The following is a 23,099-nucleotide window of genomic DNA, read 5'->3' on the forward strand; positions in this document are numbered from 1 at the left end:
TTCATAGTTTTTAAGGTTTTAGGAATTAGGATTTAGGAATTAGGGTTTAAGCTATTTTTTATATTTTTTTTCCTAATTCCTATCTCCTAATTCCTATCTCCTAAATCCTTGAATCACTCCGTTTTCAAACTCTTCACAGGATTCATTAAAGCTGCTTTTATTGCCTGATAACTCACTGTTAGTAAGGCTATTAACAAAGTGGCAATTCCAGCACCCACAAAAATCCAAATCGAAATATCAGTACGGAAGGCAAAATCTTTGAGCCAAGTATTCATGGCATAAGCTGCCAGTGGCGTAGCAATAACAAAAGCAATACAAACCAATTGCAAGAAATCTTTTGATAAGAGTTTCACAATACTCCAAATACTTGCACCAAGCACTTTTCTAACACCTATTTCTTTGGTACGTTGCTCGGCGATATAGGTGATTAATCCAAATAGGCCTAAACAAGCAATCAAAACTGTGAGTAAAGCAAAAATCAAAGCAATTTTACCGATTCGTTGCTCGGCTCTGTACATCTCATCAAACGATTCATCCATAAAATGATAGTTGAATGGCATTTCAGGAGCTAAAGCCTTCCATTTGGCTTCTATTTGTTTAATAAGTTTTTGAGGTTCGTCAGTGGTGATTTTAAAAGCTGTTACCCAAGCACTTCTACCATAACGAAAGCAAAGTGGACCTACGGTTTCACGCATAGACTGATAATGAAAATTCTTTACAACTCCTACAATCGTAAATTCAATTACATGATTCGGGGTGTCATCTCTTACATAAAGTTTCTTGCCAATTGGATCAGCAAAACTTAACAGTTTGGCTGCTTGTTCATTAATTATTATGGCCGATGAATCTGTACTAAAAGCCTTTGAGAAGTTTCGTCCCTTCAAAATTTCCATATCAAGTGTGGGAATATAATCTTCATCAATATCCCAAGTTTGCATATTAAATCCATTTTTTGCAGTAAATGCAGCCTCTGTCGAAAAAGTATTGTCACTTCTGGATGAATTGGCAACTGGTAAAAAACCTGCAAAAGTTGCATTTTTTACTCCCGCTATTTTCTTTACTTCTTCTTTGAACACATTGTTATTATCACGCAAAGAAGAAGTCCCTGTTACGACCAGTACTTTATCTTTAGAAAAACCCAGATTTTTATGTTGAATGAAATTGAGTTGTTTGTAAATGACAAAAGTAGAAATTACCAAAACCAGCGAGGTAACAAACTGAAAAGTTACCAAAGCATTACGAAAGTTTGACCGTCTGAAATTAGCATTAAGTTTACTCTTTAGTACCTCTATTGGTCGGAACGACGACAAGAAAAATGATGGATAATAACCTGCCAAAACACCCACTGCAAAAGGTAAAGTCACTAAAAAAGGTAAATACTGTACTTGAAAAAGCGATTTGAAACTAAATTGTTTTCCTGCAATGTCATTAAAATAAGGAATCAATAGCACAGTAAAAATCAAGGCAAAGCCAAAAGATAGGTAACTTGTAAGCACCGACTCTGACATAAATTGTATAATGAGGCTATTACGTTGTGTACCCATCACCTTGCGAATCCCTACTTCTTTAGCACGATTGGCCGAACGAGCCGTACTAAGATTCATGAAATTGATGCAAGCAATAAGCAATAAAAACAAAGCCACCACTGAAAATATATAGACATATTGAATATTTCCATTGGTATTCAATTCATAGATTCTGTCTGATTTTAAATGAATATCTAAAAGAGGTGTGAGCGAATATTGGAGGTAATTTCCTGCTTTTCTAAACTCATCCATGCTCTTGATGTCCATAAATGCTTTGGCTTGGGGCAAGATGTATTTATCAACAACTGCATCAAATTTTTTCTCAAATTGCTTGTAATCAACGCCTTCACGTAGCTTAATATATGTATAAAAATTATGACTAAGAAAATTGCCAAACTTATAGTCATTGATGTTTTTGAATGAAAAAATAAGGTTTGTTTGAAAATGCGTATTAGTAGGCAAATCTTCATACACGGCCGTGATTTTATATTCAACGGGGTCTCTAACGCCAATGGTGAGGGTTTTGCCAAGAGCAGAGGTATTTCCAAAATATTTTTGTGCAGCCGATTGACTAATGATAAGCGTATTAGGTTCGGTCAATGCTGTTTTTGCATCTCCTTCAAGAACATTCAATGAAAAAATGTCAAAAAGCGTAGAATCGGCATGAAGACAATCATTTTCTACCAAAAACTCATTGCCTTTTTTAATAAATCTACGGCTATTGTTGGCATAAATACGAACGTATTGCTCCACTTCAGCATAATCTTTTTTGAGCGTTGCTCCAAAAGGGTCTGAACTTACCGCCATTTTTTGGTCAGTTCCACCAAATTTGATGTCAGCATTGATACGATAAATACGGTCGGCATCTTTGAAATGACGGTCGTAGCTTAATTCGTCCAAAACATAAAGCGAAATGAGCAGAAAACAAGTAAGCCCAATAGCCAAACCAAAAATATTAATAAAAGAGTAAACCTTGTTTTTGGCAAGGTTGCGTAGGGCGATTTTTAAATAATTTTTTATCATAGCTTTTTCATAATTTTAAAGGTTTTAGGAATCAGGGTTTAGGGTTTAGGTTTTTTATCTATTTTTCCTAAATCTTATCTCCTAAATCCTTGAATCACTCTGTCTTCAAACTTTTTACAGGATTCATTATTGCTGCTCGAATGGCCTGATAACTCACTGTTAGTAAGGCAATTAATAATGAAATACAACCTGACCCGACAAATATCCACCATTGAATTTCGATTGAATAAGCAAAGTTTTTTAGCCAATTATTCATCAAAATTATGGCTATTGGCATGGCTACGACCGATGCAATCAATACCAATTTTATAAAATCTTTATTCAACAAAAAGAATATTGAACTGATGCTCGCTCCCAGTATCTTTCTGATACCTATTTCTTTTACTCGTTGTTGTGCGGTAAAAGCGGCTAAACCAAACAATCCAAGGCAAGCAAGTAACACCGAAATAATGGCAAACGATAGCGATAAAACTCCTTGTTTTTGTTCCGACTCATATTGCCTTGCAAAATTTTGATTCAGGAAATTTATTTCAATTGGATTTAATTTGTCAAATTCCCGAAACGTCTTTTGAATATAAGCTAATGCTTCTTTGGTTTTTGAAGTATTGATTTTTACATAAAGATTGTCTTCCATAGATGCTTGCGTAGGCATTACCAACACCATTGGTTCTACTTTATGTTGTAAAGAATACGTATGAAAATCTTTGAATACACCGATTATTCGACGTTCGGCAATACCACCTTCGTTATCTATTTTTACTTGAATCCTTTTTCCTATTGGGTTTGAAAAACCAAGTTCTTTCATTAAAGTTTCATTAATAAGAGCAGCACCCGTAATATCAGTTGGTTTATTTTCTGAAAAGTTACTGCCCAATTGCATTTTTATATCCATCGTAGGAATAAAAGATGGATTGACAGTAAGTTCCTGTACAATTTTCGAATTGGTAGAAATAGAACCGTCTGTTTTTTCAAAAAAGTAGGGAGTCTGACCTAAATTATTATTACCAATAGGGTTACCCGCAGCAGCTACATTTTCTATCAAAGGGTCTTTCATCAATTGGTCTTTTAGGGATGAAATCTTTAAACGTAAATTTCTGTCGTCAATATGTATCGTTACAACCTGTTTTCTATTAAATCCAAGGTCTTTATTGGCTGAAAATTGCAATTGTTGGTAAATAATCCACGCTCCAGCAATTAAAATAATGGTTGTTGCAAATTGAAATACTACCAATGATTTTCTAAAAATTATGCTTTGATTTAAACTTCCCGTCAAGCCTTTTAAAGCCAAAATAGTTCTGAATCGGGCAAGAAAGAAAGCGGGGTAGCTACCACTGATAAAGCCAATAAATAAGCTGAACATGGCAAAGATGGCGATTGAAGAAATTATACCAAATCTATTTAATTCTAAAGATTTATCGGCAAATTGATTGAAAAATGGAAGTAAAGTATTAATCAAAAAAACTGCAATAACTGAGGCAATAATACTGAAAGTAAGCGATTCAACAATAAATAAGCCGATTAAATCTCCTTGAGTAGAGCCAATAGCCTTGCGAACACCTACTTCACGAATTCTCATACCTGCTCTGGCTGTTGCCAAATTCATGTAATTAATCATGGCGATAATTAATATCAAACCTGCCAATGCCATAAATAGATACATGCGATCGATACTATTATTAGCACTTATTTCATATTGCAAATTGGAATGCAAATGAATATCACGTAATGGCTGTAATTCCATTTTGTAGGATACTACCTTCATCTCTTTTAAAATCGTTTTTTGGGCAAATTGTGGAAGCTTTGCCTCAAGCACGTTTTTATCAACACCATTGTCAAGAAGTAAATAAGTGTATAAATTTGACTCTTGCCAGCCCGCAGTAAAGCCAGTGGGCAACGAACGTAAGCCTTCAAACTGTAAATGTGAATTGCTGGGAATATCCTTAATTACACCTGTGATTTTATTGGCTATGGTTTTGTCAAATTGGATGGTTTGATTTAGAGCATTTTGTGCATTACCAAATATTTTTTTTGCCAATGATTCAGTAATAACAATCGTGTTAGGTTCTGAAAGTGCCGTTTTAGGGTCACCTGTCAAAAATGGAAATGTGAAAACGTCAAATACATTTTTATCAGTAAAAATTATATTACCTGCTTTAATAGTCTTATTTTCAAAAGTGATAATACCACCGCCTTCGGGTGCAAATCTAACCGCTTCTTTTATCTCTGGAAATTCGGACTTAAGTGCTGATGCAAAGGCAGCAGAAGTAACCGCATGATGAGCTTGCCCTCCTTCCCATTCAGCATGATGCACCACTCTTACAATATTATCAGACTTTACATGATAATCATCAAAACTCATTTCATCAATTACATACAATGAAATTAGGCAAAATACGGCGATGCCTACTGCCAATCCACCAATATTGATGAAAGAATAAACCTTGTTTTTAGCAAGATTACGGAAGGCTATTTTTAAGTAATTACGTAACATAATATTGTGGGTTAAAAAAGTTAAGCGTTGAAAATGGGAAAGCCAAAAACCGAGAAAGCATAGTGTTTTTCCAATCTTTCACCATTAACCTTTTACCTATTAAAATCCAAATCAATAATTTTGAAATCATCTATGGTTTTATCGTATAAACAAATGTTTCGTCAGCTCCAAGTTTTAATGAACCTTTTACCACACCATTTTTCTTATCTTCATAAGTCCAATCAAACTTTTTATTTGCCTCTATTTTCATTTTATGAGGAAAAGCTTCTTTGTCATCATCTAATGAAAATGACCAATTAGAAGAGAATGTACCATCATTGCTTTCAAGTTTGAGTTTGCCTTTTTTGTCACAAACTTTACATTCAAAAATGATAGTTGCTTTTGCAGCTTTGTCATTACTCGAAATCGTTTCAGTTTCTGAACTTGAACTGTTGGAAGAAGAAGATGATGATGAGTTTGAACCACCCCCACTCGAATACACTTTGTTTTTATGTCTTCTTTCACCGCCCATAACTTCTTGTCCAAGCGTAATTGTTAGACCATCTTCGCCCGTTTCAAAACGAGAGTTTTCGAGGCGAATATTATTCATCTTAAAATCTTCTCTGGCAATATGAATTTTTGAAAGCTCATTGACATTAAACTTAAATATTTGATTATCAGTCGATTGAATCGTGAGAATGTTATCATCAAATGACTTTGTTTCGCCTTTGATAACAGTCCCATCATTTTTTTGGACATAATCTTGAGCAATCGCTTGCGTAAAGGCAAACGTAAGTAGAGTTATAAATAGCTTTTTCATAATTTTTATAGATATTAGATTTTAGGTGTTAGGATTTAGGGTTTACGATTTAGATTTTAATCTAAGTCCTACTCCCTAACACCTAAGAATTACACGTGGAAATTCTCAGTAACCACCTTCCCATCAAACAAGTTGATGATTCTATGCGAAAACCCAGCATCATAAGGCGAGTGTGTCACCATGACGATGGTTGTGCCTTCATTATTAAGTTCTTGTAATAGCTTCATTACCTCTTCACCATTGGTTGAGTCTAAGTTACCAGTAGGCTCATCGGCTAATATCATTTTTGGTTTAGCAACTACCGCACGAGCAATCGCCACACGTTGTTGTTGTCCACCAGAAAGTTGTTGCGGAAAGTGATTGCGACGGTGCATCATATTCATGCGTTCAAGAGCAATTTCAACTTTCACTTTACGCTCATCAGCAGGCGTTTTAAGATACAAAAGTGGTAGTTCTACGTTTTCATAAACAGTAAGTTCATCAATAAGATTGAAACTCTGAAATACGAAGCCAATTGAACCTTTGCGAAGTCCAGCACGCTGACGTTCTGACATCACAGCGACTTCATTTCCGTAGAAATCATAGCTACCACCCGAAGGATTATCTAAAAGACCCAAAATATTGAGTAAAGTAGATTTTCCACAGCCTGATGGCCCCATAATGGCTACAAATTCACCATCTTTGATTTCCATAGTAATGCCATTCAAGGCAGTTGTTTCGACTTCTTCAGTAGTGAAGACTTTTTGAAGGTTGGTTGTTTTTATCATTTTTTTGCTGTTAGCGGTTAGCTATTAGCTTTTAGTTTTTTTGTGTAGTTTTGAAAAAATAATTATTCAAAATGTAACACTAAGTACTAATCGCAAATCACTTTTACCAATATGAAAAATTTTAAAGAATTAAGAATATGGCAAAGAAGCCACCAACTTGTTTTAACTATTTATGATTTAACAAAATATTTTCTTAAAGATGAAATTTATGGTCTTACAAGTCAAATTAGAAGGTCTTGTGCTTCAATTCCAACAAATATTGCTGAAGGTTGTGGTAGAAACTCAGATGCAGAGCTAAACAGATTTTTAGTTATTGCTATGGGTTCTGCATCTGAATTAGAATACCAATTGATACTCTCTAAAGACTTAGGGTATATTCAAACTGATAATTTTGAAAAATTAAACAATGAACTCATTGAGATTAGAAAAATGTTAAACACTTTTATTCAGAAACTAAGGTAAATAGCTGTTAGCGATTAGCATTTAGCTGTTAGCACTTATTTGATTATAACTCATTTTTCTTTAACTCATTGAATATTAACTAACAGCTAATCGCTAACAGCTAAAAGCTCAGCACCTCATTATCTCCAAAATTCTCGTACGAACTTGTGATTACTTGTTCGCCTACTTGTAAGCCTTCTAACACTTCAAAGAATTCTGGGTTCTTACGACCTAATGTAATTTTTCTTTTTGATGCTTTTTTGCCTGATTTATCCACAACATATACCCAATTTCCACCAGTATCAGAGAAGAATCCACCAACTGGAATCAAGACCGCTTTGGTTGCCTTGCCTAATTCTAAGCGAATCGGTGAAGATTGTCCACGTTTGATACCTTCTGGAACTCCTTTTGGGAAAATCATATCAACTTGAAAACGCCCGCTTTTTACTTCTGGATAAATTTTAGTAATTTCTAAAGCATAATCTTTTCCATTGAATTCAAACGACCCACCCAAACCAGCAAAAATTCTTGAAATATAATGTTCATCAATATCCACACGCATTTTGAAGCCATTCAAATCATCAATCTGGCCAATATTCTGTCCTTGACTGATATTTGACCCTACCTCAACATCAATTGAAGACAATAAACCTGCTACTGGAGCTTTTACCACCAAATTTTCAAGCGTTTCTCGCCACAACTGTACATTTTTTTGCGTACGTTCGAGTGTTCCTTCCAATTGTTTGATTTGCATTTCGGCATTTTCTTCTTGGTAGCGTTGCGATTCGAGTGTAATTTCACGTTGTTTGATAAGTTTTTCGTAATCACGCTTCGATTTCAAATAGTCAGATTCTGAAATGACTTTATCATTATTCAATTTTTTATTACGGTCGTAAATATCTTTGGCTTGGTCGATTTGAAAATCCAAATCATTGAGTGTTTGACGAATCGTAAATTTCTCAACTTTCAAACGTTGACGAGTATTTTGCAAGTCATTTACCAATCGACTCGCTTCCGTTTCCGACTGTAAGAAGTTAAGTTTCAAATTTTGATTTTCAAGTTTCAAAATTACTTGACTTTGCTTCACCATATTTCCTCCGTCAACTACTTTTTCTTTCACATATCCACCTACAATGGCATCTAATCTAATTGTTTTCAAAGGTAGAACGACACCCGTAACAACAATAAATTCATCAAAATCACCTTGACTTACAGTCGAAATGGTAATCTTATCTTTTTCGACGTTGAGTTTTGAACGTTTATCAGCAAAGGCCAATTGCCATATCAGGAATGCTGCTAATAATGCTCCTCCCCCAATCATTGCTATTCGTTGTGTATTCCAAAATTTTTTTTCAATTTGTCTGTCCATTGTGGTATGCTATAAAATCTATTACAATACTTTATTTTCTTAAATTTATTCCAAAGCTGTGCCAAAAACATAATTCACTGATAATCAAGTTATTACAAAAAAATATCTTTTAAAAACTGTCCGTTTTCGGACATATATTGTACGCTGTCGGACGTATTTTAAATCTTGCTTTTTTTCAATAAAAATTAAAAACAAAGGCAATTAACTGATAATCAGCTGATTACAAAAAACCTTTAAAAGAATAATTTGTTGGGGAATAATTTTTGTCATAGATTATGTGAGCTTTTAGCTGTTAGCTATTAACGTTTAGCCGCTTCGGCGGTCCGATTTTTTTGCATGTACCTTACTTTATCAAAAACAAAAAGTTTTTTTCGCTAAAAGCTATCAGCTAATAGCTAAAACCCTTACAAAATTATGTCGAAACTTCTAATAATTGATGATGATGTTGATGTACTAAGTGCCGCTAAATTATTTTTGAAGCGACATTTTGGTCAGGTTGATATTGAAAAAAATCCTGAAAGGATTCCTTTTTTGATTACCAATGGTAATTATGATGTTGTGTTGCTCGACATGAATTTTACGAGAGATGTAAACACGGGCAAAGAAGGTTTTGAATGGCTTGACCGCATTTTAGACATTGACCCGCTCATTTCGGTTGTACTTTTTACCGCTTATGGTGATGTAGAAATGGCGGTACGTGCCATCAAAGTCGGTGCAGTTGATTTTGTGTTAAAACCTTGGGAAAACACAAAGTTGCTCGAAACCATGCAGTCGGCATATGAAATTAGATTACAAAAAACTGGCAAAACCGATAGTAAGAAAAAGCCCGAAAGCAAGGTAGAAATCATCGGTAAAAGTCCATTGATGCTCAAAATTTTTGAGACCATCGAAAGAGTAGCAGCTACCGATGCAAATATTTTGATTTTAGGAGAAAACGGCACAGGTAAAGATTTGATAGCAAGGGCTTTACACGAAAAATCAAATCGTGCAGAAATGCCTTTTGTACATTCAGATTTAGGAGCGATTTCAGAAACTTTATTTGAAAGTGAGCTTTTTGGCCATGTAAAAGGAGCATTTACCGATGCCCGTGAAGACCGAGCTGGAAGATTTGAAGAAGCCAATAATGGCACTATATTTTTGGATGAAATCGGAAATATTCCATTGCCATTGCAAGCTAAACTATTGAATGTACTACAAAATAGAAGTATTACGAAAGTTGGCTCAAATAAATCAAAAAACATTGATATTCGCTTGATTTGTGCTACAAACGAACCTATTTATGACCGAGTTGCACAACGAACTTTTCGTCAAGATTTACTCTACCGAATCAATACAATTGAGATAAAATTGCCTGCTTTGCGTGAACGTCCAGAAGACATTTTACCATTAGCAGAACATTTTTTGAAAATTTATCGTAAAAAATATAATCGCCCTGTCAATACGATTAGTGCTAATTTAGCCAAGCAATTACAACGCTATCACTGGGCAGGAAATGTTCGTGAACTACAACACGCCGTTGAACGGGCGGTCATTCTCTCACAGGGAACTGCACTTCAACCAGAAGATTTCTTCTTTGAAGTCAGACAAGAATCGACTCCATCTTTCGACCAAACGTACCAACTGGAAGAAGTTGAAAAAATGCTAATTATCAAGACTTTAAAGAAATTCAATGGCAATATCACCGAAGCTGCCCGAGAAATGGGGCTCACTCGCCAAGCTCTTTATCGACGAGTAGAGAAGTATGGGATTTAGTAGAATATCTATGTAATTATAAAATATTTTTTATGTAATTAGCAATAAGACTTTGATTTATGGAGGAAATGAAAGTCAAGCCCGTACAAATTATAGTGTGAAGGCTTGGGATGATTTATTTTGAAAAATGCAAAAGACTTGAAAACAATTTTCAAGTCTTTATTTAATATCACCGAAGCTACTCCAGAAATGAGACTCACTCGGCAAGTTCTTTATAGGAGAGTGGAAAAGTATGGGATTTACGAAACTTAATTTATAAAAACCTAAGAGCTTTGAAAGATAGTCTTTCAAAGCTCTACATATTAAAAAAAAATTATCCAAAAATCCCTTCATACTCTTCAACATTAAACCCAACCGCCAAAATCTTGTCAGATTCTACAATGGGGCGTTTAATAACAGAAGTTTTTTCGAACATTAAATCTATCGCTGAAGCATTATCTGAGATTTCAGCTTTTTCTTCGTCAGAAAGGCTCTTGAAAGTCGTTCCTTTTCGATTAATTAATGTTTCATATGAAATCTGTGTAAGCCATTCTGCTAACTTTTCTTTAGAAATACCCTGCTTCTTATAATCGTGAAATTCATAGGCAATTCCTTTACTTTTTAGCCAAACAGTTGTTTTTTTTACTGTATCGCAATTCGGAATTCCGTAAACTTTAAGCATTTTTAAGACGATTTATGATATTTTTAATTACTTTCATCTCGCCTAAATGCTCGGTTTCATGGTTATAAAAAAACCAAAGCAATGCTTCGTTGCTACGGGGATTAGGTCCAACTTTTATAGTAGATTCTTGATCTAAATATTCTTCTGAAACCTTTTCTATCAATTCATTTATTTTTTCACCACGCTTTTCAAAAAGTCCAAGAATAAAATTTAGGTCTGGATAAGCATCTTCAGCTTGTAGTATTGAGCCATTACCGAATAATTCTCTCTCATTTTCATAAGTAGTCAATTTTTCTGTAGGATTCAATACTTTGATGATAGTATTCCTTACGGTGGTCACATGACCAAGATTCCATAGAAAATTATTTACTGCATCATAAGGGCGTGAAAGTGCTTCTTCTTGGGAAAGTCCTTCGGCAAATTTTATTATTTTTTGGGTATTGAGCGAAAGCCCTTTTTGTAGTTCTGTTAGCATTTTGGGTTATTGTTCAATATATATGCGAAAGTCGAACATCTTATTTGATATTCGACCTGTACAAAAAACATAGTTTTAAAAAAGAACGTTCCCTTTAGGTTTCTGCGGTTTTTCGGCAGTTGCAAAAAGTGGATATTGATCAAAAATATTCCTGACAATACTTTTAAAATAATTTCTCTTAGAGGAAGCTCTATTGAAGATTCCAGTAGCATATCCTCGCCAAACAACTTCACTCGACTCAGCTTCAATCATTGATACCATCAATGTTCCCTTTTCTAAATCGTACTTTACAGGACGATACATATAGTTATCATCTTCGGTCGATACCCAATTGACTAACGAAGGTTGGTCATAGCCTTTGTATCTCAGTCGGTCATAGTAAATTGCGAAATTAACCAAAATATTGGGCTTTTGAGCATTAAACTCATAGCCTCTTGCACGCATTTGGTACTGAATTGCTTGCTGGACATCTTCGCACAAAATATTCGTATCACGCTCACATTCAACAAATGCGTAGGTCATGTACTTCTTAAAATGTGTCGAATATCTATAGTCATTATCAACAAAAACTCTGGTGCAGCCACTAAAAAAAAGCCCCAAACAACAAAATAATAGTATTTTTTTCATCATATTGATATGTTTACGACCGTCTGAAATTACCTCACAGTAAAGGGAAGTTCAAAATCTTTAGATTTATTGACTGTCGAAAGTGGACTTCCTTATAATTCTTCAATTTTACGTGGTTTTTCTCCAGCTGCAAAAAGTGGGTACTGGTCAAAAATATTTCTGACAACGCTACGGTAATAATTAATAGGCTTATTGACTTGTTTATTGAAAACGCCTGAAGCATACCCTCTCCAAATCAGACGGCTACTTTCGGCATCAAGTAAAGATACTAAAATCATTCCACCACCAAAATGGAAATTTTGGGTTTTATAAGTATCATCGCCATCAAAATGATTTACCCAACGGTCGAGTGATGGTTGGAAATATCCTTTATAATCTACACGGTCACGAATGATGCTATAACTAACCAATAAACCTGGATCATCAGCAACTACTTTATATCCACGAGCTTTCATCTGACGGCGAATGGCATCTTGAATTTCCGAACAAACAAACGACGTATCAATTTCGCAATTGAGAAAGTTGTAGGTTTTGTACTTTGTGAAGTCAGTTTCATAACTATAATCATTATCAACCATCAATTTGAGAGTATTACAGCTTGATAATGCAGCGATAATCAGTGCGGAGAATAAATAGATTTTTTTCATAAGGCTTATAAAACGTTTGGTTTAGATTAAGATAAATCAAATCAACTATTTAATACACAATCGCAACAGCAATTCATCAAAGTTAATGAATCGTTTTTAAAAATCAAGTGAAATATGTATGATTTCTTGATTTTTTTACAGTTATGAATTAGTAATATTAAACAATAAAAATGATGCAATACCTAAAAAAACTCGCCCTAATCAGCAATCTTCTACCCAACGTAGTACTCCAATGCTTTTTTCATTTCTGTTTTCGACACAACTACGTCATATAAACAAGTCCCAGCTCCATTGATAAGCGAAAAACGAATGTCTTTTCCTTTATTTTTCTTGTCTTGTTGTGTGTGCTTAATAATCGCCTCAAAATCACTTGCTTGCATCGATACTTTTCCATAAATCGAAAAAATAAAATCTTCGATTTGTTCTAAAGTCTTTTCATCGAGTAAACCTCTTTCAAAAGCTATATACGACTCACAGAGCATTCCGGTTGCAATTGCTTCGCCATGAAGCAATCTTTTTTTTCCTTGAGGCAAAAAATACGTCTCTATGGCATGTCCAAGTGTATGTCCGAAATTTAAAATTTTTCTAATTCCTTGCTCGGTTGGGTCTTGTTCTACTACTTTTTTCTTGATTTCGACCGAATGTGTAATCAAATCAGCCAAATCTTGATCGGCCAAATCTTTTTTTCTGATTTCATTCCATTTTTCACCATCTTGAATCAAACAATGTTTCAAGATTTCAGCAAAACCCGAACGTTTTTCTCTTTCAGAAAGTGTTTCCAAGAAAACAGGATCAATTAAAACTGATTTTGGCAAAGTAAAAACACCTAAATGATTCTTAAAACCATGAAAATCAATGCCTAACTTCCCTCCTACGCTGGCATCTACTTGCGAAAGCAGTGTTGTAGGGATTTGAATAAAATCAATGCCTCGCTTGTAGGTTGCTGCACAAAAACCACCCATGTCACCAATCACCCCTCCACCCAAATTGATCATCAAAGCGTGGCGGTCGAGTTGTGCGTCAGTCATTGTCGACCAAATAGTTTCACAAGTTTGAAGATTTTTATGTTCTTCACCATTTTTTACCGTAACCGAAATGTGTTTGGGCAAAAACTCTTTTACGATCGGATAACAAAAACGTTTGGTGTTCGTATCGGTTAATACAATGATTTTAGAATAACTTTTTGTATCCAGAAAAGTTTGTAAACTTTCGGAAATTCGAGAAATTACAACTGACATTTGACTTCTTAGATTAATTAGAATGCCAAAGTTAGTGATTGAAGAGGAGAAATGTTTTGAATAAAGAAGAAAAAACAACGAAGAGACATAGAAAAACCTGCAAGGTCTTTTTCAGACCTTACAGGTTTTATTATTTTAGTTCAACAAATCCCATTTAAAAATACCTAATTTCGAAAAGAAATATCGAATTGAGACTCTTAAAACCCCCAAACCATATTTTGAACTTCGAGCGAAATTGATTGATGATGCCTCTTCAAAATATTTAGTTGGACAAGTAACTTCGGCAATCTCAAAGCCTTTCCAAAAGATCTGGGCAATCATTTCATTATCGAAAATAAAATCATCATCACATTTTTTGAATGGTACAGCTTGTAAAACTTCCTTTGAGAAAGCCCGATAACCAGTATGATATTCTGAGAGCTTTTGGCTCATTAAAATATTTTGTGTCAATGTCAAAAAACGATTGGCTATATACTTATAAAGAGGCATTCCACCTTTCAAAGCACCTTTTCCTAAGATTCGAGAACCAAAAACCACTGGATATAAATCTTCCCCTATGATACTCACCATTGCCCGAATCAGCTTAGGTGTGTATTGATAATCTGGGTGAACCATCACCACAATATCTGCCCCTATTTCAAGAGCTTTTGTGTAACAAGTTTTCTGATTCCCACCATAACCTTTATTCACATCATGCCGTATAACATGCTGAATACCAATACTTTGTGCAACTTGAGATGTATCATCTGGGCTATGATCATCAACCAAAATCACTTCGTCAACAATATCGAAAGGAATCTCTTTATAGGTACGCTCAACAGTCAATGACGCACGGTAGGCGGGCATCACTATAACTACTTTTTTGCCATTATACATGAATTATTCGAGTTTTCGGTGCATTTTTGCAAACCGATTGGATTAAAACTTTGTTACAAAATAGACAAGGTTTCATTTAATTTGCAAGATTTACCTTGTTTTTTGGTTTTCATTATTCATATTGTATGGCAAACAAAATGCCAATATCTAAAGCGTTTTTATTTAAAATTTGATTTTATGACATTTTCAAGCGAAAGTATATTTTTTATTGGCTTTGCAATTTTTGTAGGTTTAGTGATGGCTTTTGATTTAGGTGCATTCAGCAAATCGACCAGTCACAAAGTCAGTTTCAAAGAGGCAGGCATTTGGAGTGCTGTTTGGGTAAGTTTAGCAGTTGGATTTTTCTTCTTTTTGCGTCAATATGGTTATTTGATTCATGATATTAGCGATGCTTCTCATCTGGAAACTATTAAGGCACAATATTATGAAAAAATGAAACTGCCTTCTGATTTTGGAAGTGCGTTAAAAGTATTTCAAAATAGCATGGCGATTGATTATTTGACTGGCTATCTAACCGAATATTCTCTTTCAGTTGATAATATTTTTGTATTTATCCTGATTTTCAATTCGTTTGGTGTACGTGAAAAATTCTACAAAAAAGTATTAGTTTGGGGAATTTTGGGTTCGATTGTTTTGCGTTTTATCTTTATTTTCATTGGAGCGGCCTTGATTCAAGAATTTGAATGGATTCTTTACTTTTTTGGTGGATTTTTAGTTTATACAGGTCTAAAAATATTTTTTAACAAGGAAGAAGAGGAAGAAAATATTGAGCCAGCCAAACATCCAATTGTAAAATTAGCCTCCAAAGTTTTCAATGTTTACAAAAGGAATGTAACAGATAATTTCTTGATCTATCATAAAGGACTCAAGAAATGGTACATTACACCTCTGTTTTTGGTGATGCTGGTCATTGCAGGAACTGACGTGGTTTTTGCAGTAGATTCAATTCCTGCGATATTTTCGATTACAAAAGATCCTTATATTGTATTTTTCTCGAATGTATTTGCAATTATGGGCTTGCGTTCGATGTTTTTCTTCTTATCAAGTATCATGGGGCTTTTCAGATACTTACCAATGGGCTTGGGTGTATTATTAACTTTTATTGGTGCCAAAATGCTATTAGAGCATAAATTAGCAGCAATGGGCTTTACAAATTCCTATTCTTTATTGGTAATCGTGGGAATTTTGGCAGTTAGTATCGGAGCATCAATTTTGATTCCTGAGAAGAAAGCTGAATAAATGACAAATTACGAGTTACGAATGACAAAGAAAATTTGATTTGGTCTATTCATCATTACATTCGTAACTCGTAATTCATCACTCCTAACTCGTAATTACTTAAATTTCACACTACTAAAATTACCATTGACAATTATTTTACAGTCGCTTGTGCCTTTTCCTATTTTGCCAATGTAGTATTTGGTCGGGTTGAAAGTATATTGTCCATTGCTTTTCTTTGAGTCTGTTTCTGAATTTCTGGTAAAAGAAACAGATTTATCTTCTGGATAATTGAAATCGCCATAGTTGGCCTTTACCTCAAAATCATAAGCCATATTATCGCTGAGTGTCAAATGCACAGGCGAATAACTGGCATTAATATCTAATTCTTTGACATTTTTGCCTAAACCGCCTAATTTAAAGCCTCCTGAAAACTCTAATCGGAGATTAGATGATTCTTTTATCATGCCTATCAATCCACTCGAATAAGAGATTTTTGCATCCATTTTGCCCACCTCTTTGATATCTATATCACCAAAACTATTGTTGAAATCAAAATCATCTGCTTTTTCCATCTTAATTCCCGAATATGATGCCTTCAATTTTCCACCTGACATCGACCTAATATAAGAGCCTTTACAAAATTCCAAACGAACATCTGACTGAGGATTGGTAATATCTTCTGCAATTAATTTACCATAGCTTTGATGAACTGTCAGGATATTTGTAAAAGTGGGTAAATAAGTATTCCCAAACGAATTTTTCACTTTCAAAGCATTATTTTTTGGCATAAACACTTGATAGTCAATTTTTAATGAATTTTTATCATTAGTTCCTCCTTTCCAATTCCAAGTATTATTTTTATAATTTCCTTCTTCACGGTCAATGATTGTTTTTATCTTCACTTCTCCCTCTGCTTTTTTTCCAACTACATCAACCATCTGAACAAAATTGGATGCTCGCTCTTCTGAAGTTGCATTAGCTAAAACAATGACTTCTACTTTCACTTCATTTTTGTCCCAAAAACTAACTTTAATATCTCCAAATTGGTTTTCTAATGAAATTTTGTCTGCTGGAGTTATATTATACGAAAAAGTAATATTCTTTTTCTTTTCAATCCATTGAGTTTCGGTTGGTTCTTTTGCTATGGCATTGCTTTTTCCATAAATGAACAGACCTATCAAAGCCATCATTGCTGCTCTTTGAACGGAGCTAAAACTATATAACTGTGCTAACTTTCTCATTTTTTGATTCTTTAATTTTTTGAATAATTTGTAGCTGTTGATTCAACAGTTCAATTTGCATACTTAAATTTTGAGTCATTGCCTTTAATAACTCTTCTTGGTTTGGATTCTTAGGTAATTCAGCTTTAAGTTTCTGATAATCTTGGTCTAAACCTTTCAATTCAGCATTAAAATCATGGTAAAGCATTGGGTCTTCTTTCTCCAAAAACTTCAATTCTCCTCTTTTTTCTTCCACCATTGAAGTAAATTGTGTCAATTCTTTGGCATAAGTCGGACTCAAAGCAACAATATCTGGATTCTGAGCAACCGATTTTCCATAATTAAAAGCTAAGTAACTTATGCTCAACACAAACGCAATACTTGCGGCAATTTGCCAAGCAAATTTTGGCCCACCAAGCGATACTATTTTCCCATTTAACCTTTTGCTTTTTGGGTTTTGTTTCGCTGTTTCTGCCTCAATTTTTTTCCATAGATTATTTGATGGCTCGTAGTCATCAAAAGCCTCTCGGTTATCTCTCACGAATCTTTCTAAACGGTCTTTCATAACCCCTAACCCCTAAAGGGGAATTTAATTTTATTGATACTTAACTTTCTATTAGCAATAGTCTATTGACCATCGACTACTCAAAACATTTGTCTATCTATAATCTCCAAAAGTCTTTTTTTAGCTCGCATATACTGTGTGCGAGAAGTACTTTCGTTGATATTCAAAATCCTCCCTATTTCTTCGTGGTCGTATCCCTCAAATAAATACAACGACAGCACAACCCTAAAGCCTTCGGGCAATTGTCCCATTGCTCGCTTCACTCGCTCAACCTCAAACTTTACTTCTTCTTCGTTATATGATTCTTGATAATCAGCAATATCATATTCATCACCGCCAAACTCTTCAATATCAACCAATTGCATCTTTCTTGACCGAATCTGATTGATGGCTTTATTGACCACAATCTGCTTCAACCAAACACCAAAAGTCGAATCTTGACGAAAATCTCCAATTTTGGCAAAGGCATCAATAAATGACTCCTGTAAAACATCTTCTGCTTCTCCTACATGGCTGAGTATTCTCATGCAGACACTAAACATAGCTTTCGAGTAATGCTTGTACAGTTCATACTGTGCCTTACTTTCGCCACGTTTGCATCGCTCGACTAAATCGAAATGCTTATTGATGAATACAGTGTTTGTCAGAAAAGTATTGTGTTTTATGGTTTCAAACAAATGACGCAAGCAAAAATAAAATGTTGCATGAATTGTAAAACAATTTTTTAAATTGTTTACAAACACCTAACTATCAGTACTTTAAAAGAATCAAAATAGCATATAAACCGAAACTATACTAAGCAAAACACCCAATAAAAATCCAGCTCCAACTTGTTTGGGCGTATGAGCATTGAGTGCCAAGCGAGCAGAAATAAGATAGCCAGCCAAAATAATAAGGCATAGAAGAGGAATAAATAAAGCTGTTTCACCAAACAGTACTGTAATGCCTGCCAAAGCACCAATCATGCCACCAATACCAGCCGCATGGGCCGATATTTGCCACCAAAGGCTAATAATAGCCACAAAGAATATAACTACCGCAATGCTCCAAAGTATATATGCACAAGGATAAAGCATGGCATTTTTAGAATAAATGATATAGCCTAAAATCGCATAAATGGCGGTTGTAATAAAATAGGGTAGTCGTCTATCTCGAAGATTCTCTAATTTAAGGCTTCCGATAAGACCCCAACGTTTCAACAAATAAATAAAATAGGCAGGTAATGCAAAAGTGTAAAAAAAAGTAAAAGCGATAAAAATCAATTTAAAGAATAAATCAAGAGATTCTGCTCCAATGGCTGTAGGAGCCATAAAAAAGAGTATCAAAAACAAAAAAGTTGGCATCACCAAAGGATGTAATGCAACTGAAAGAAAATTAGCGAGTCGAGTATTCAAGGATTAAAGTTATTTTTTCTCAAAGTTATTTAAACTTCTGTTGTCGGCAATCGCTTATTAGCTTTTTTTAAATAAATACAATCGTTTCAATAATGGCAGAATACTAATTTCTTACTTTCCAACGAACTAAAATCGAAAGTCGGTCGTTATTTTAATTCAAATAAAAATATTAGAGTTATTTTTTGGATATTATTCCGAAACCTAACATCTTTGCATCCTATTTTTAAGAAAATGCACATTCGTCTTCCCATAACGCCAGTTCGACGATTCCGATATTTTAATATCAGACAGTAATTGTTTTGCCCTTGTAGCAAAAAACCTCCTCATCAAAGTTTTCATATTTTTTCATTTAAAACCATTTAGGATACAGCGTCTCCGTTTGAGGGAAAGCCCAATAAATGACGATGAATAACACAGCACTCACATCCGAAGATTTATATACTGTGCAAGTAGCCAATGAAAGCCACTACCATTTGGCTGAAACTATTTGCGATGAAATGGCAGAAAGTGCCAAAGCACGTGGTACAGGTATTGCAAAACGCTCGCCCGACTACTTGCGTGAAAAAATGCGTGAAGGGAAAGCCATCATTGCTCTCACCAAAAAAGGAGAATGGATGGGCTTTTGCTACATTGAAACATGGGAACATGGTAAATTTGTGGCAAATTCTGGCCTAATTGTACAACCAGAATTTAGAAAAAGTGGCATCGCTACTCGCATCAAACAAAAAGCATTTGAACTTTCTCGTACAAAATATCCTGATGCCAAAATTATTGGACTAACCACCAGCTTGGCGGTTATGAAGATCAATTCTGATTTAGGATACGAGCCAACTACTTTTAGCGAACTACCTGCCGATGATGCTTTCTGGAAAGGTTGCTCAAGCTGTGTCAACTATGATGTGCTTACTCGTACCAATCGCAAGCATTGCTTATGTACAGGTATGCTTTTCGACCCCTTAGAGGCAAAGAAAAAAGAAGAAGCAGGAAAAAAAGATGAGCATTGGGATTTCTTGGAAGAATCACCTTTATACGAACGTTGGATGAGATTTAAACAAAGAATCTTATTACGACGTGAGGAACGTCGAAAAAAAAAATTAGCAGAAGCGGAATTGATGGCTTAATCGACACCATTAAAGGAATTATTGAATAAATTCACCATCTAAAACGTGCCACATTTCAAAAATGTGGCACGTTTGGTTTATAAGAATCTTGTTACTCTTAAAATCTTTTAATCCTGCTATATTTGCACAAAAAACACTATATGAATACCAAACCTTTACCACAAGATTATCTCAAATTACATTTTATTGTTATTATATTAGGCTTTACGGCCATTCTTGGAAGACTTACCGAAGTTTCATCTTTAGGCGTAGTTTTCTATCGTACACTGTTGGCTGCTTCTGGTATGTGGATTGTTGCCCAATTTCAGAAGAAAAGTCTCAAAGTTTCTTTCAAAGAAGCCCTTCCACTATTGGGTGTTGGAGCAATTATGTCATTTCACTGGATTTGCTTTTTCGGTTCAGCTCGTGCTTCAACAGTGGCGGTGAGTTTGGTAACTTTTTCTACCACATCGTTCTTTACAAGTATTGTTGAGCCATTTATTCGCAAAACAAAAATTAGTTGGGTAGAGGTTTTTCTTGGAATATTGGTAGTGTTGGGCATGTACTTCGTCTTTACTTTCGAATCAAAATACATAACGGGCATTTTAATTGGGTTGGTAGGAGCTTTATTAGCAACAATTTTCTCAGTAATTAATGCTCAATTTGCTCAAAAATATGATGCTCAAATCGTTACTTTCTACGAGATGATTGGAGCATTTACCTCTTCTTGGATTTACATTCCAATCATTATCTATTTCTCGAAAGACATAGAGTATCAATTAGTTTTGACACATTACGATTGGCTTTGGATAGGAATTTTGGGGCTTGTTTGTACGGTATATCCATACATTGAAATGATGCACTTGCTCAAAAAAATATCAGCATTTACGCTCAATCTTTCCATCAACATGGAACCGATTTACGGTATCATTATGGCGTATTTTATCTTCGGCGAAAAGGAAAAAATGACTTCGGGATTTTATATTGGTGGATCTTTGATTTTACTTTCAGTGGTGTTGCATCCTTTTTTGAAGAAAAAATGACAATAAAAAAACCTGCAAGGTCTGAAAAAGACCTTACAGGTTTTATCTGATAACAGAAAAAATCATTTCTTTCCGTAACGTTTGTTGAATTTATCAACACGTCCTGCAGTATCAAGTAATACGTTTTTACCAGTGTAGAATGGATGTGAGTCTGAGCTAACCTCTACTTTGTAAACTGGGTATTCGTTGCCATCTTCCCAAACAATACTTTCTTTGGTATTAGCACATGATTTTGTCAAAAATTTGAAGTTTGTTGACAAATCCCAGAAAACAACTGGTCTATAATTTGGATGAATATCTTTTTTCATTGCTTTATTTATTGAATTTCTTAATTAATTTCAAAAACGGAGTGCAAAATTAGATATTTCAAACGAAAAAACAAAACCTGACTCTTATTTTAATCAAATTATCTGCCTTTTTTATTAAAATTTTGATTATTTTTATTTCATCATACAACTTATTAGATACTTTTTGCATTTACATCATATATAAACGACTGTTACAAGCCTTGATTGCTACTACTACTATCGAAAGTTTGCGAAAAAAAGACGCTGTTGCTCAAAAGAAAGTTTTTGAACAATACGGCAGTTTTTTGTATCGCATTGCTTATCGCTATGTACGTGACCGCATGACGGCTGAGGATTTAGTCGTAGATTCGTTTTTAAAGATTTTTGATGGAGCTCCCAACTTTAGGTTTGAAAACTTACGCTCTTTTGAGGCGTGGATGAAAAAAATCATTGTCAATGAGTCGCTGATGCTACTCCGTAAACAAGCTAATTTTCATTTAATGCCCGAAAGTGAAGCAATCGAAATGCCTGTTGATGAAACCGCTCTTGATTCGATTTCGACTGATGAGATTTATCAACTCATTGCTGAATTACCTGATGGTTATCGAACGATTTTCAACCTTTTTGCTATTGAAGGCTATTCGCACAAAGAAATTGCTGAAAAACTCAATATCAATGAAGGAACATCAAAATCGCAGTTGAATCACGCTCGAAAATTGTTACAAAAGAAAATTTTATTGCGGGATACCGCCCAAATAAATAGAAGTCATGCAAGCAGAGAAATTCTATAAAGAAATTCAGCAAAAAATTGACCAAACTGACTTTGAACCAACATGGAATCGAGCAGAAGTTTGGCAACGCATCGAACAAAAACAAGGCAAACGTAAAACTCCGTTTGTTTGGTGGAAAGCCATCGCTGCAAGTGTCATTTTGGTAGGGGGAATTAGTATTTATTTTTTAAAAAACAGCACAAAAAACATTGATAATCAGACAGTTGCAGTTAATACACCCGTAATCAATTCTCAAACAAATATACAAAATATCACTGAATCCACACAAGTAATTTCATTACAAACACCCACTATTTCTCGCAATAATAACAGTAAAACGATTACAATTGTAGCACCCAAAAACGAGTTGATAGCTGGTGTTGATGAGTCTAATCTTGCTGAAAAAACAAGTGCTAATGAGCAAGTTCTACCTGCGATTGAGGAAAAAACAATGGCAACGAATACACCTATTTTATCAGATGTCACAACGCAAGAAACGACATTTATTGCTCATCCTGCTTTGCTTGAAAAACGTGCACCCAAAAAGAGAGAGAGAGTTGCGATTTTAGAAATTCCAGAAGATGATGAATCATATAATATGCCTAAGAAAGAAAAAAGCAAAGGTTTTATGGCTCGTTTGACAAGGAAAAAAGGCAAGAACAGTACCGAAGAAAATAATGAATTACCATCATTGAATGCTAAACCTAACAAAGTTTGGGCATTTGTTAAGGAAAGTTTTAAGAATGAAACGATGGTCGTTGATTCTACCGACAAATAGAAGCTTCGTAATTTCTACAATTATCAGAC

Annotated in this window: 23 protein-coding genes; 7 read left to right on the forward strand and 16 right to left on the reverse strand. The window is 34.6% G+C overall.

Annotation, left to right across the window (positions count from 1 at the left end):
• Positions 1-113: 113 nt before the first annotated feature.
• From ACQUQZ_RS21070 to ACQUQZ_RS21085, 4 genes are all read right to left on the reverse strand, one after another.
• Positions 114-2,549, reverse strand: coding sequence for an ABC transporter permease (locus ACQUQZ_RS21070; protein WP_435357068.1), 2,436 nt, complete (start codon positions 2,547-2,549; stop codon positions 114-116).
• Positions 2,550-2,643: 94 nt separating this feature from the next.
• The gene (locus ACQUQZ_RS21075) at positions 2,644-5,040 is read right to left on the reverse strand and encodes an ABC transporter permease (protein WP_435357069.1); all 2,397 of its coding nucleotides are present in this window, start codon (positions 5,038-5,040) and stop codon (positions 2,644-2,646) included.
• A gap of 130 nt (positions 5,041-5,170) precedes the next feature.
• Positions 5,171-5,839 (reverse strand): hypothetical protein, encoded by a 669-nt coding sequence (locus ACQUQZ_RS21080; protein ID WP_435357070.1) that lies wholly within the window; start codon positions 5,837-5,839, stop codon positions 5,171-5,173.
• A gap of 89 nt (positions 5,840-5,928) precedes the next feature.
• Positions 5,929-6,606, reverse strand: coding sequence for an ABC transporter ATP-binding protein (locus tag ACQUQZ_RS21085; protein ID WP_435357071.1), 678 nt, complete (start codon positions 6,604-6,606; stop codon positions 5,929-5,931).
• 111 nt (positions 6,607-6,717) lie between these two features.
• Here ACQUQZ_RS21085 and ACQUQZ_RS21090 point away from each other — a divergent pair, with 111 nt between their 5' ends.
• On the forward strand, positions 6,718-7,068 hold the full coding sequence (locus ACQUQZ_RS21090; RefSeq protein WP_435357072.1) for a four helix bundle protein: 351 nt from the start codon (positions 6,718-6,720) through the stop codon (positions 7,066-7,068).
• Between the two features lie 100 nt (positions 7,069-7,168).
• On the opposite strand, the gene ACQUQZ_RS21095 is transcribed toward ACQUQZ_RS21090, so the two are convergent.
• Positions 7,169-8,416 carry an efflux RND transporter periplasmic adaptor subunit gene (locus tag ACQUQZ_RS21095; protein WP_435357073.1) on the reverse strand — a complete coding sequence of 416 codons (1,248 nt, stop codon included), beginning with the start codon at positions 8,414-8,416 and terminating at the stop codon, positions 7,169-7,171.
• A 414-nt stretch (positions 8,417-8,830) separates the two neighbouring features.
• Between ACQUQZ_RS21095 and ACQUQZ_RS21100 the strand changes: the two genes are divergently transcribed.
• Complete coding sequence (locus ACQUQZ_RS21100) at positions 8,831-10,168, forward strand: sigma-54-dependent transcriptional regulator (RefSeq protein ID WP_435357074.1); 1,338 nt, start codon at positions 8,831-8,833, stop codon at positions 10,166-10,168.
• A gap of 313 nt (positions 10,169-10,481) precedes the next feature.
• Here the strand turns inward: ACQUQZ_RS21100 and ACQUQZ_RS21105 are convergent, their stop codons facing one another.
• From ACQUQZ_RS21105 to ACQUQZ_RS21130, 6 genes are all read right to left on the reverse strand, one after another.
• Positions 10,482-10,829 carry an arsenate reductase gene (locus ACQUQZ_RS21105; protein WP_435357075.1) on the reverse strand — a complete coding sequence of 116 codons (348 nt, stop codon included), beginning with the start codon at positions 10,827-10,829 and terminating at the stop codon, positions 10,482-10,484.
• Entirely contained in the window at positions 10,822-11,304 is a 483-nt protein-coding gene (locus tag ACQUQZ_RS21110; protein WP_435357076.1) for a DinB family protein, read from the reverse strand. Before ACQUQZ_RS21110 ends, ACQUQZ_RS21105 begins: the two co-directional genes overlap by 8 nt.
• 75 nt (positions 11,305-11,379) lie before the next feature.
• Positions 11,380-11,931, reverse strand: a complete 552-nt coding sequence (locus ACQUQZ_RS21115; protein WP_435357077.1) for a DUF4136 domain-containing protein — start codon at positions 11,929-11,931, stop codon at positions 11,380-11,382.
• A gap of 92 nt (positions 11,932-12,023) precedes the next feature.
• Complete coding sequence (locus ACQUQZ_RS21120) at positions 12,024-12,578, reverse strand: DUF4136 domain-containing protein (RefSeq protein ID WP_435357078.1); 555 nt, start codon at positions 12,576-12,578, stop codon at positions 12,024-12,026.
• A 212-nt stretch (positions 12,579-12,790) separates the two neighbouring features.
• Entirely contained in the window at positions 12,791-13,816 is a 1,026-nt protein-coding gene (aroB, locus tag ACQUQZ_RS21125) for a 3-dehydroquinate synthase (protein ID WP_435357079.1), read from the reverse strand.
• Positions 13,817-13,951: 135 nt separating this feature from the next.
• Positions 13,952-14,692, reverse strand: coding sequence for a glycosyltransferase family 2 protein (locus ACQUQZ_RS21130; RefSeq protein ID WP_435357080.1), 741 nt, complete (start codon positions 14,690-14,692; stop codon positions 13,952-13,954).
• Between the two features lie 177 nt (positions 14,693-14,869).
• On the opposite strand from ACQUQZ_RS21130, the gene ACQUQZ_RS21135 reads away from it, so the two are divergent.
• On the forward strand, positions 14,870-15,931 hold the full coding sequence (locus tag ACQUQZ_RS21135; protein WP_435357081.1) for a TerC/Alx family metal homeostasis membrane protein: 1,062 nt from the start codon (positions 14,870-14,872) through the stop codon (positions 15,929-15,931).
• 95 nt (positions 15,932-16,026) lie between these two features.
• On the opposite strand, the gene ACQUQZ_RS21140 is transcribed toward ACQUQZ_RS21135, so the two are convergent.
• The 4 genes from ACQUQZ_RS21140 to ACQUQZ_RS21155 form a co-directional block, all read right to left on the reverse strand.
• Entirely contained in the window at positions 16,027-17,154 is a 1,128-nt protein-coding gene (locus ACQUQZ_RS21140; protein ID WP_435357082.1) for a hypothetical protein, read from the reverse strand.
• The gene (locus tag ACQUQZ_RS21145) at positions 17,129-17,698 is read right to left on the reverse strand and encodes a hypothetical protein (RefSeq protein ID WP_435357083.1); all 570 of its coding nucleotides are present in this window, start codon (positions 17,696-17,698) and stop codon (positions 17,129-17,131) included. The genes ACQUQZ_RS21140 and ACQUQZ_RS21145 overlap by 26 nt, the downstream gene beginning before the upstream one ends.
• Before the next feature lie 80 nt (positions 17,699-17,778).
• Positions 17,779-18,375 carry an RNA polymerase sigma factor gene (locus tag ACQUQZ_RS21150; protein WP_435357672.1) on the reverse strand — a complete coding sequence of 199 codons (597 nt, stop codon included), beginning with the start codon at positions 18,373-18,375 and terminating at the stop codon, positions 17,779-17,781.
• A gap of 90 nt (positions 18,376-18,465) precedes the next feature.
• Positions 18,466-19,092 carry a hypothetical protein gene (locus ACQUQZ_RS21155; RefSeq protein ID WP_435357084.1) on the reverse strand — a complete coding sequence of 209 codons (627 nt, stop codon included), beginning with the start codon at positions 19,090-19,092 and terminating at the stop codon, positions 18,466-18,468.
• 404 nt (positions 19,093-19,496) lie between these two features.
• Between ACQUQZ_RS21155 and ACQUQZ_RS21160 the strand changes: the two genes are divergently transcribed.
• Together ACQUQZ_RS21160 and ACQUQZ_RS21165 are read left to right on the forward strand one after the other, a co-directional pair.
• Positions 19,497-20,213, forward strand: a complete 717-nt coding sequence (locus tag ACQUQZ_RS21160; protein WP_435357085.1) for a GNAT family N-acetyltransferase — start codon at positions 19,497-19,499, stop codon at positions 20,211-20,213.
• Positions 20,214-20,353: 140 nt separating this feature from the next.
• On the forward strand, positions 20,354-21,235 hold the full coding sequence (locus ACQUQZ_RS21165; RefSeq protein ID WP_435357086.1) for a DMT family transporter: 882 nt from the start codon (positions 20,354-20,356) through the stop codon (positions 21,233-21,235).
• Positions 21,236-21,297: 62 nt separating this feature from the next.
• On the opposite strand, the gene ACQUQZ_RS21170 is transcribed toward ACQUQZ_RS21165, so the two are convergent.
• Positions 21,298-21,543 carry a type B 50S ribosomal protein L31 gene (locus ACQUQZ_RS21170; protein WP_435357087.1) on the reverse strand — a complete coding sequence of 82 codons (246 nt, stop codon included), beginning with the start codon at positions 21,541-21,543 and terminating at the stop codon, positions 21,298-21,300.
• Positions 21,544-21,770: 227 nt separating this feature from the next.
• Here ACQUQZ_RS21170 and ACQUQZ_RS21175 point away from each other — a divergent pair, with 227 nt between their 5' ends.
• Together ACQUQZ_RS21175 and ACQUQZ_RS21180 are read left to right on the forward strand one after the other, a co-directional pair.
• Positions 21,771-22,313, forward strand: a complete 543-nt coding sequence (locus ACQUQZ_RS21175; RefSeq protein WP_435357088.1) for an RNA polymerase sigma factor — start codon at positions 21,771-21,773, stop codon at positions 22,311-22,313.
• Positions 22,291-23,070 carry a hypothetical protein gene (locus ACQUQZ_RS21180; RefSeq protein WP_435357089.1) on the forward strand — a complete coding sequence of 260 codons (780 nt, stop codon included), beginning with the start codon at positions 22,291-22,293 and terminating at the stop codon, positions 23,068-23,070. Before ACQUQZ_RS21175 ends, ACQUQZ_RS21180 begins: the two co-directional genes overlap by 23 nt.
• Positions 23,071-23,099 lie beyond the last annotated feature (29 nt).

It is taken from the genome of Emticicia sp. SJ17W-69 (genome assembly GCF_051209875.1).
Lineage (GTDB): Bacteria > Bacteroidota > Bacteroidia > Cytophagales > Spirosomataceae > Emticicia.

Coding starts and splice junctions, on each gene's coding strand:
- ACQUQZ_RS21070 (WP_435357068.1), bottom strand. CDS start 2,549: ATGATAAAAAATTATTTAAAAATCGCCCTACGCAACCTTGCCAAAAAC.
- ACQUQZ_RS21075 (WP_435357069.1), bottom strand. CDS start 5,040: ATGTTACGTAATTACTTAAAAATAGCCTTCCGTAATCTTGCTAAAAAC.
- ACQUQZ_RS21080 (WP_435357070.1), bottom strand. CDS start 5,839: ATGAAAAAGCTATTTATAACTCTACTTACGTTTGCCTTTACGCAAGCG.
- ACQUQZ_RS21085 (WP_435357071.1), bottom strand. CDS start 6,606: ATGATAAAAACAACCAACCTTCAAAAAGTCTTCACTACTGAAGAAGTC.
- ACQUQZ_RS21090 (WP_435357072.1), top strand. CDS start 6,718: ATGAAAAATTTTAAAGAATTAAGAATATGGCAAAGAAGCCACCAACTT.
- ACQUQZ_RS21095 (WP_435357073.1), bottom strand. CDS start 8,416: ATGGACAGACAAATTGAAAAAAAATTTTGGAATACACAACGAATAGCA.
- ACQUQZ_RS21100 (WP_435357074.1), top strand. CDS start 8,831: ATGTCGAAACTTCTAATAATTGATGATGATGTTGATGTACTAAGTGCC.
- ACQUQZ_RS21105 (WP_435357075.1), bottom strand. CDS start 10,829: ATGCTTAAAGTTTACGGAATTCCGAATTGCGATACAGTAAAAAAAACA.
- ACQUQZ_RS21110 (WP_435357076.1), bottom strand. CDS start 11,304: ATGCTAACAGAACTACAAAAAGGGCTTTCGCTCAATACCCAAAAAATA.
- ACQUQZ_RS21115 (WP_435357077.1), bottom strand. CDS start 11,931: ATGAAAAAAATACTATTATTTTGTTGTTTGGGGCTTTTTTTTAGTGGC.
- ACQUQZ_RS21120 (WP_435357078.1), bottom strand. CDS start 12,578: ATGAAAAAAATCTATTTATTCTCCGCACTGATTATCGCTGCATTATCA.
- aroB (WP_435357079.1), bottom strand. CDS start 13,816: ATGTCAGTTGTAATTTCTCGAATTTCCGAAAGTTTACAAACTTTTCTG.
- ACQUQZ_RS21130 (WP_435357080.1), bottom strand. CDS start 14,692: ATGTATAATGGCAAAAAAGTAGTTATAGTGATGCCCGCCTACCGTGCG.
- ACQUQZ_RS21135 (WP_435357081.1), top strand. CDS start 14,870: ATGACATTTTCAAGCGAAAGTATATTTTTTATTGGCTTTGCAATTTTT.
- ACQUQZ_RS21140 (WP_435357082.1), bottom strand. CDS start 17,154: ATGAGAAAGTTAGCACAGTTATATAGTTTTAGCTCCGTTCAAAGAGCA.
- ACQUQZ_RS21145 (WP_435357083.1), bottom strand. CDS start 17,698: ATGAAAGACCGTTTAGAAAGATTCGTGAGAGATAACCGAGAGGCTTTT.
- ACQUQZ_RS21160 (WP_435357085.1), top strand. CDS start 19,497: ATGAATAACACAGCACTCACATCCGAAGATTTATATACTGTGCAAGTA.
- ACQUQZ_RS21165 (WP_435357086.1), top strand. CDS start 20,354: ATGAATACCAAACCTTTACCACAAGATTATCTCAAATTACATTTTATT.
- ACQUQZ_RS21170 (WP_435357087.1), bottom strand. CDS start 21,543: ATGAAAAAAGATATTCATCCAAATTATAGACCAGTTGTTTTCTGGGAT.
- ACQUQZ_RS21180 (WP_435357089.1), top strand. CDS start 22,291: ATGCAAGCAGAGAAATTCTATAAAGAAATTCAGCAAAAAATTGACCAA.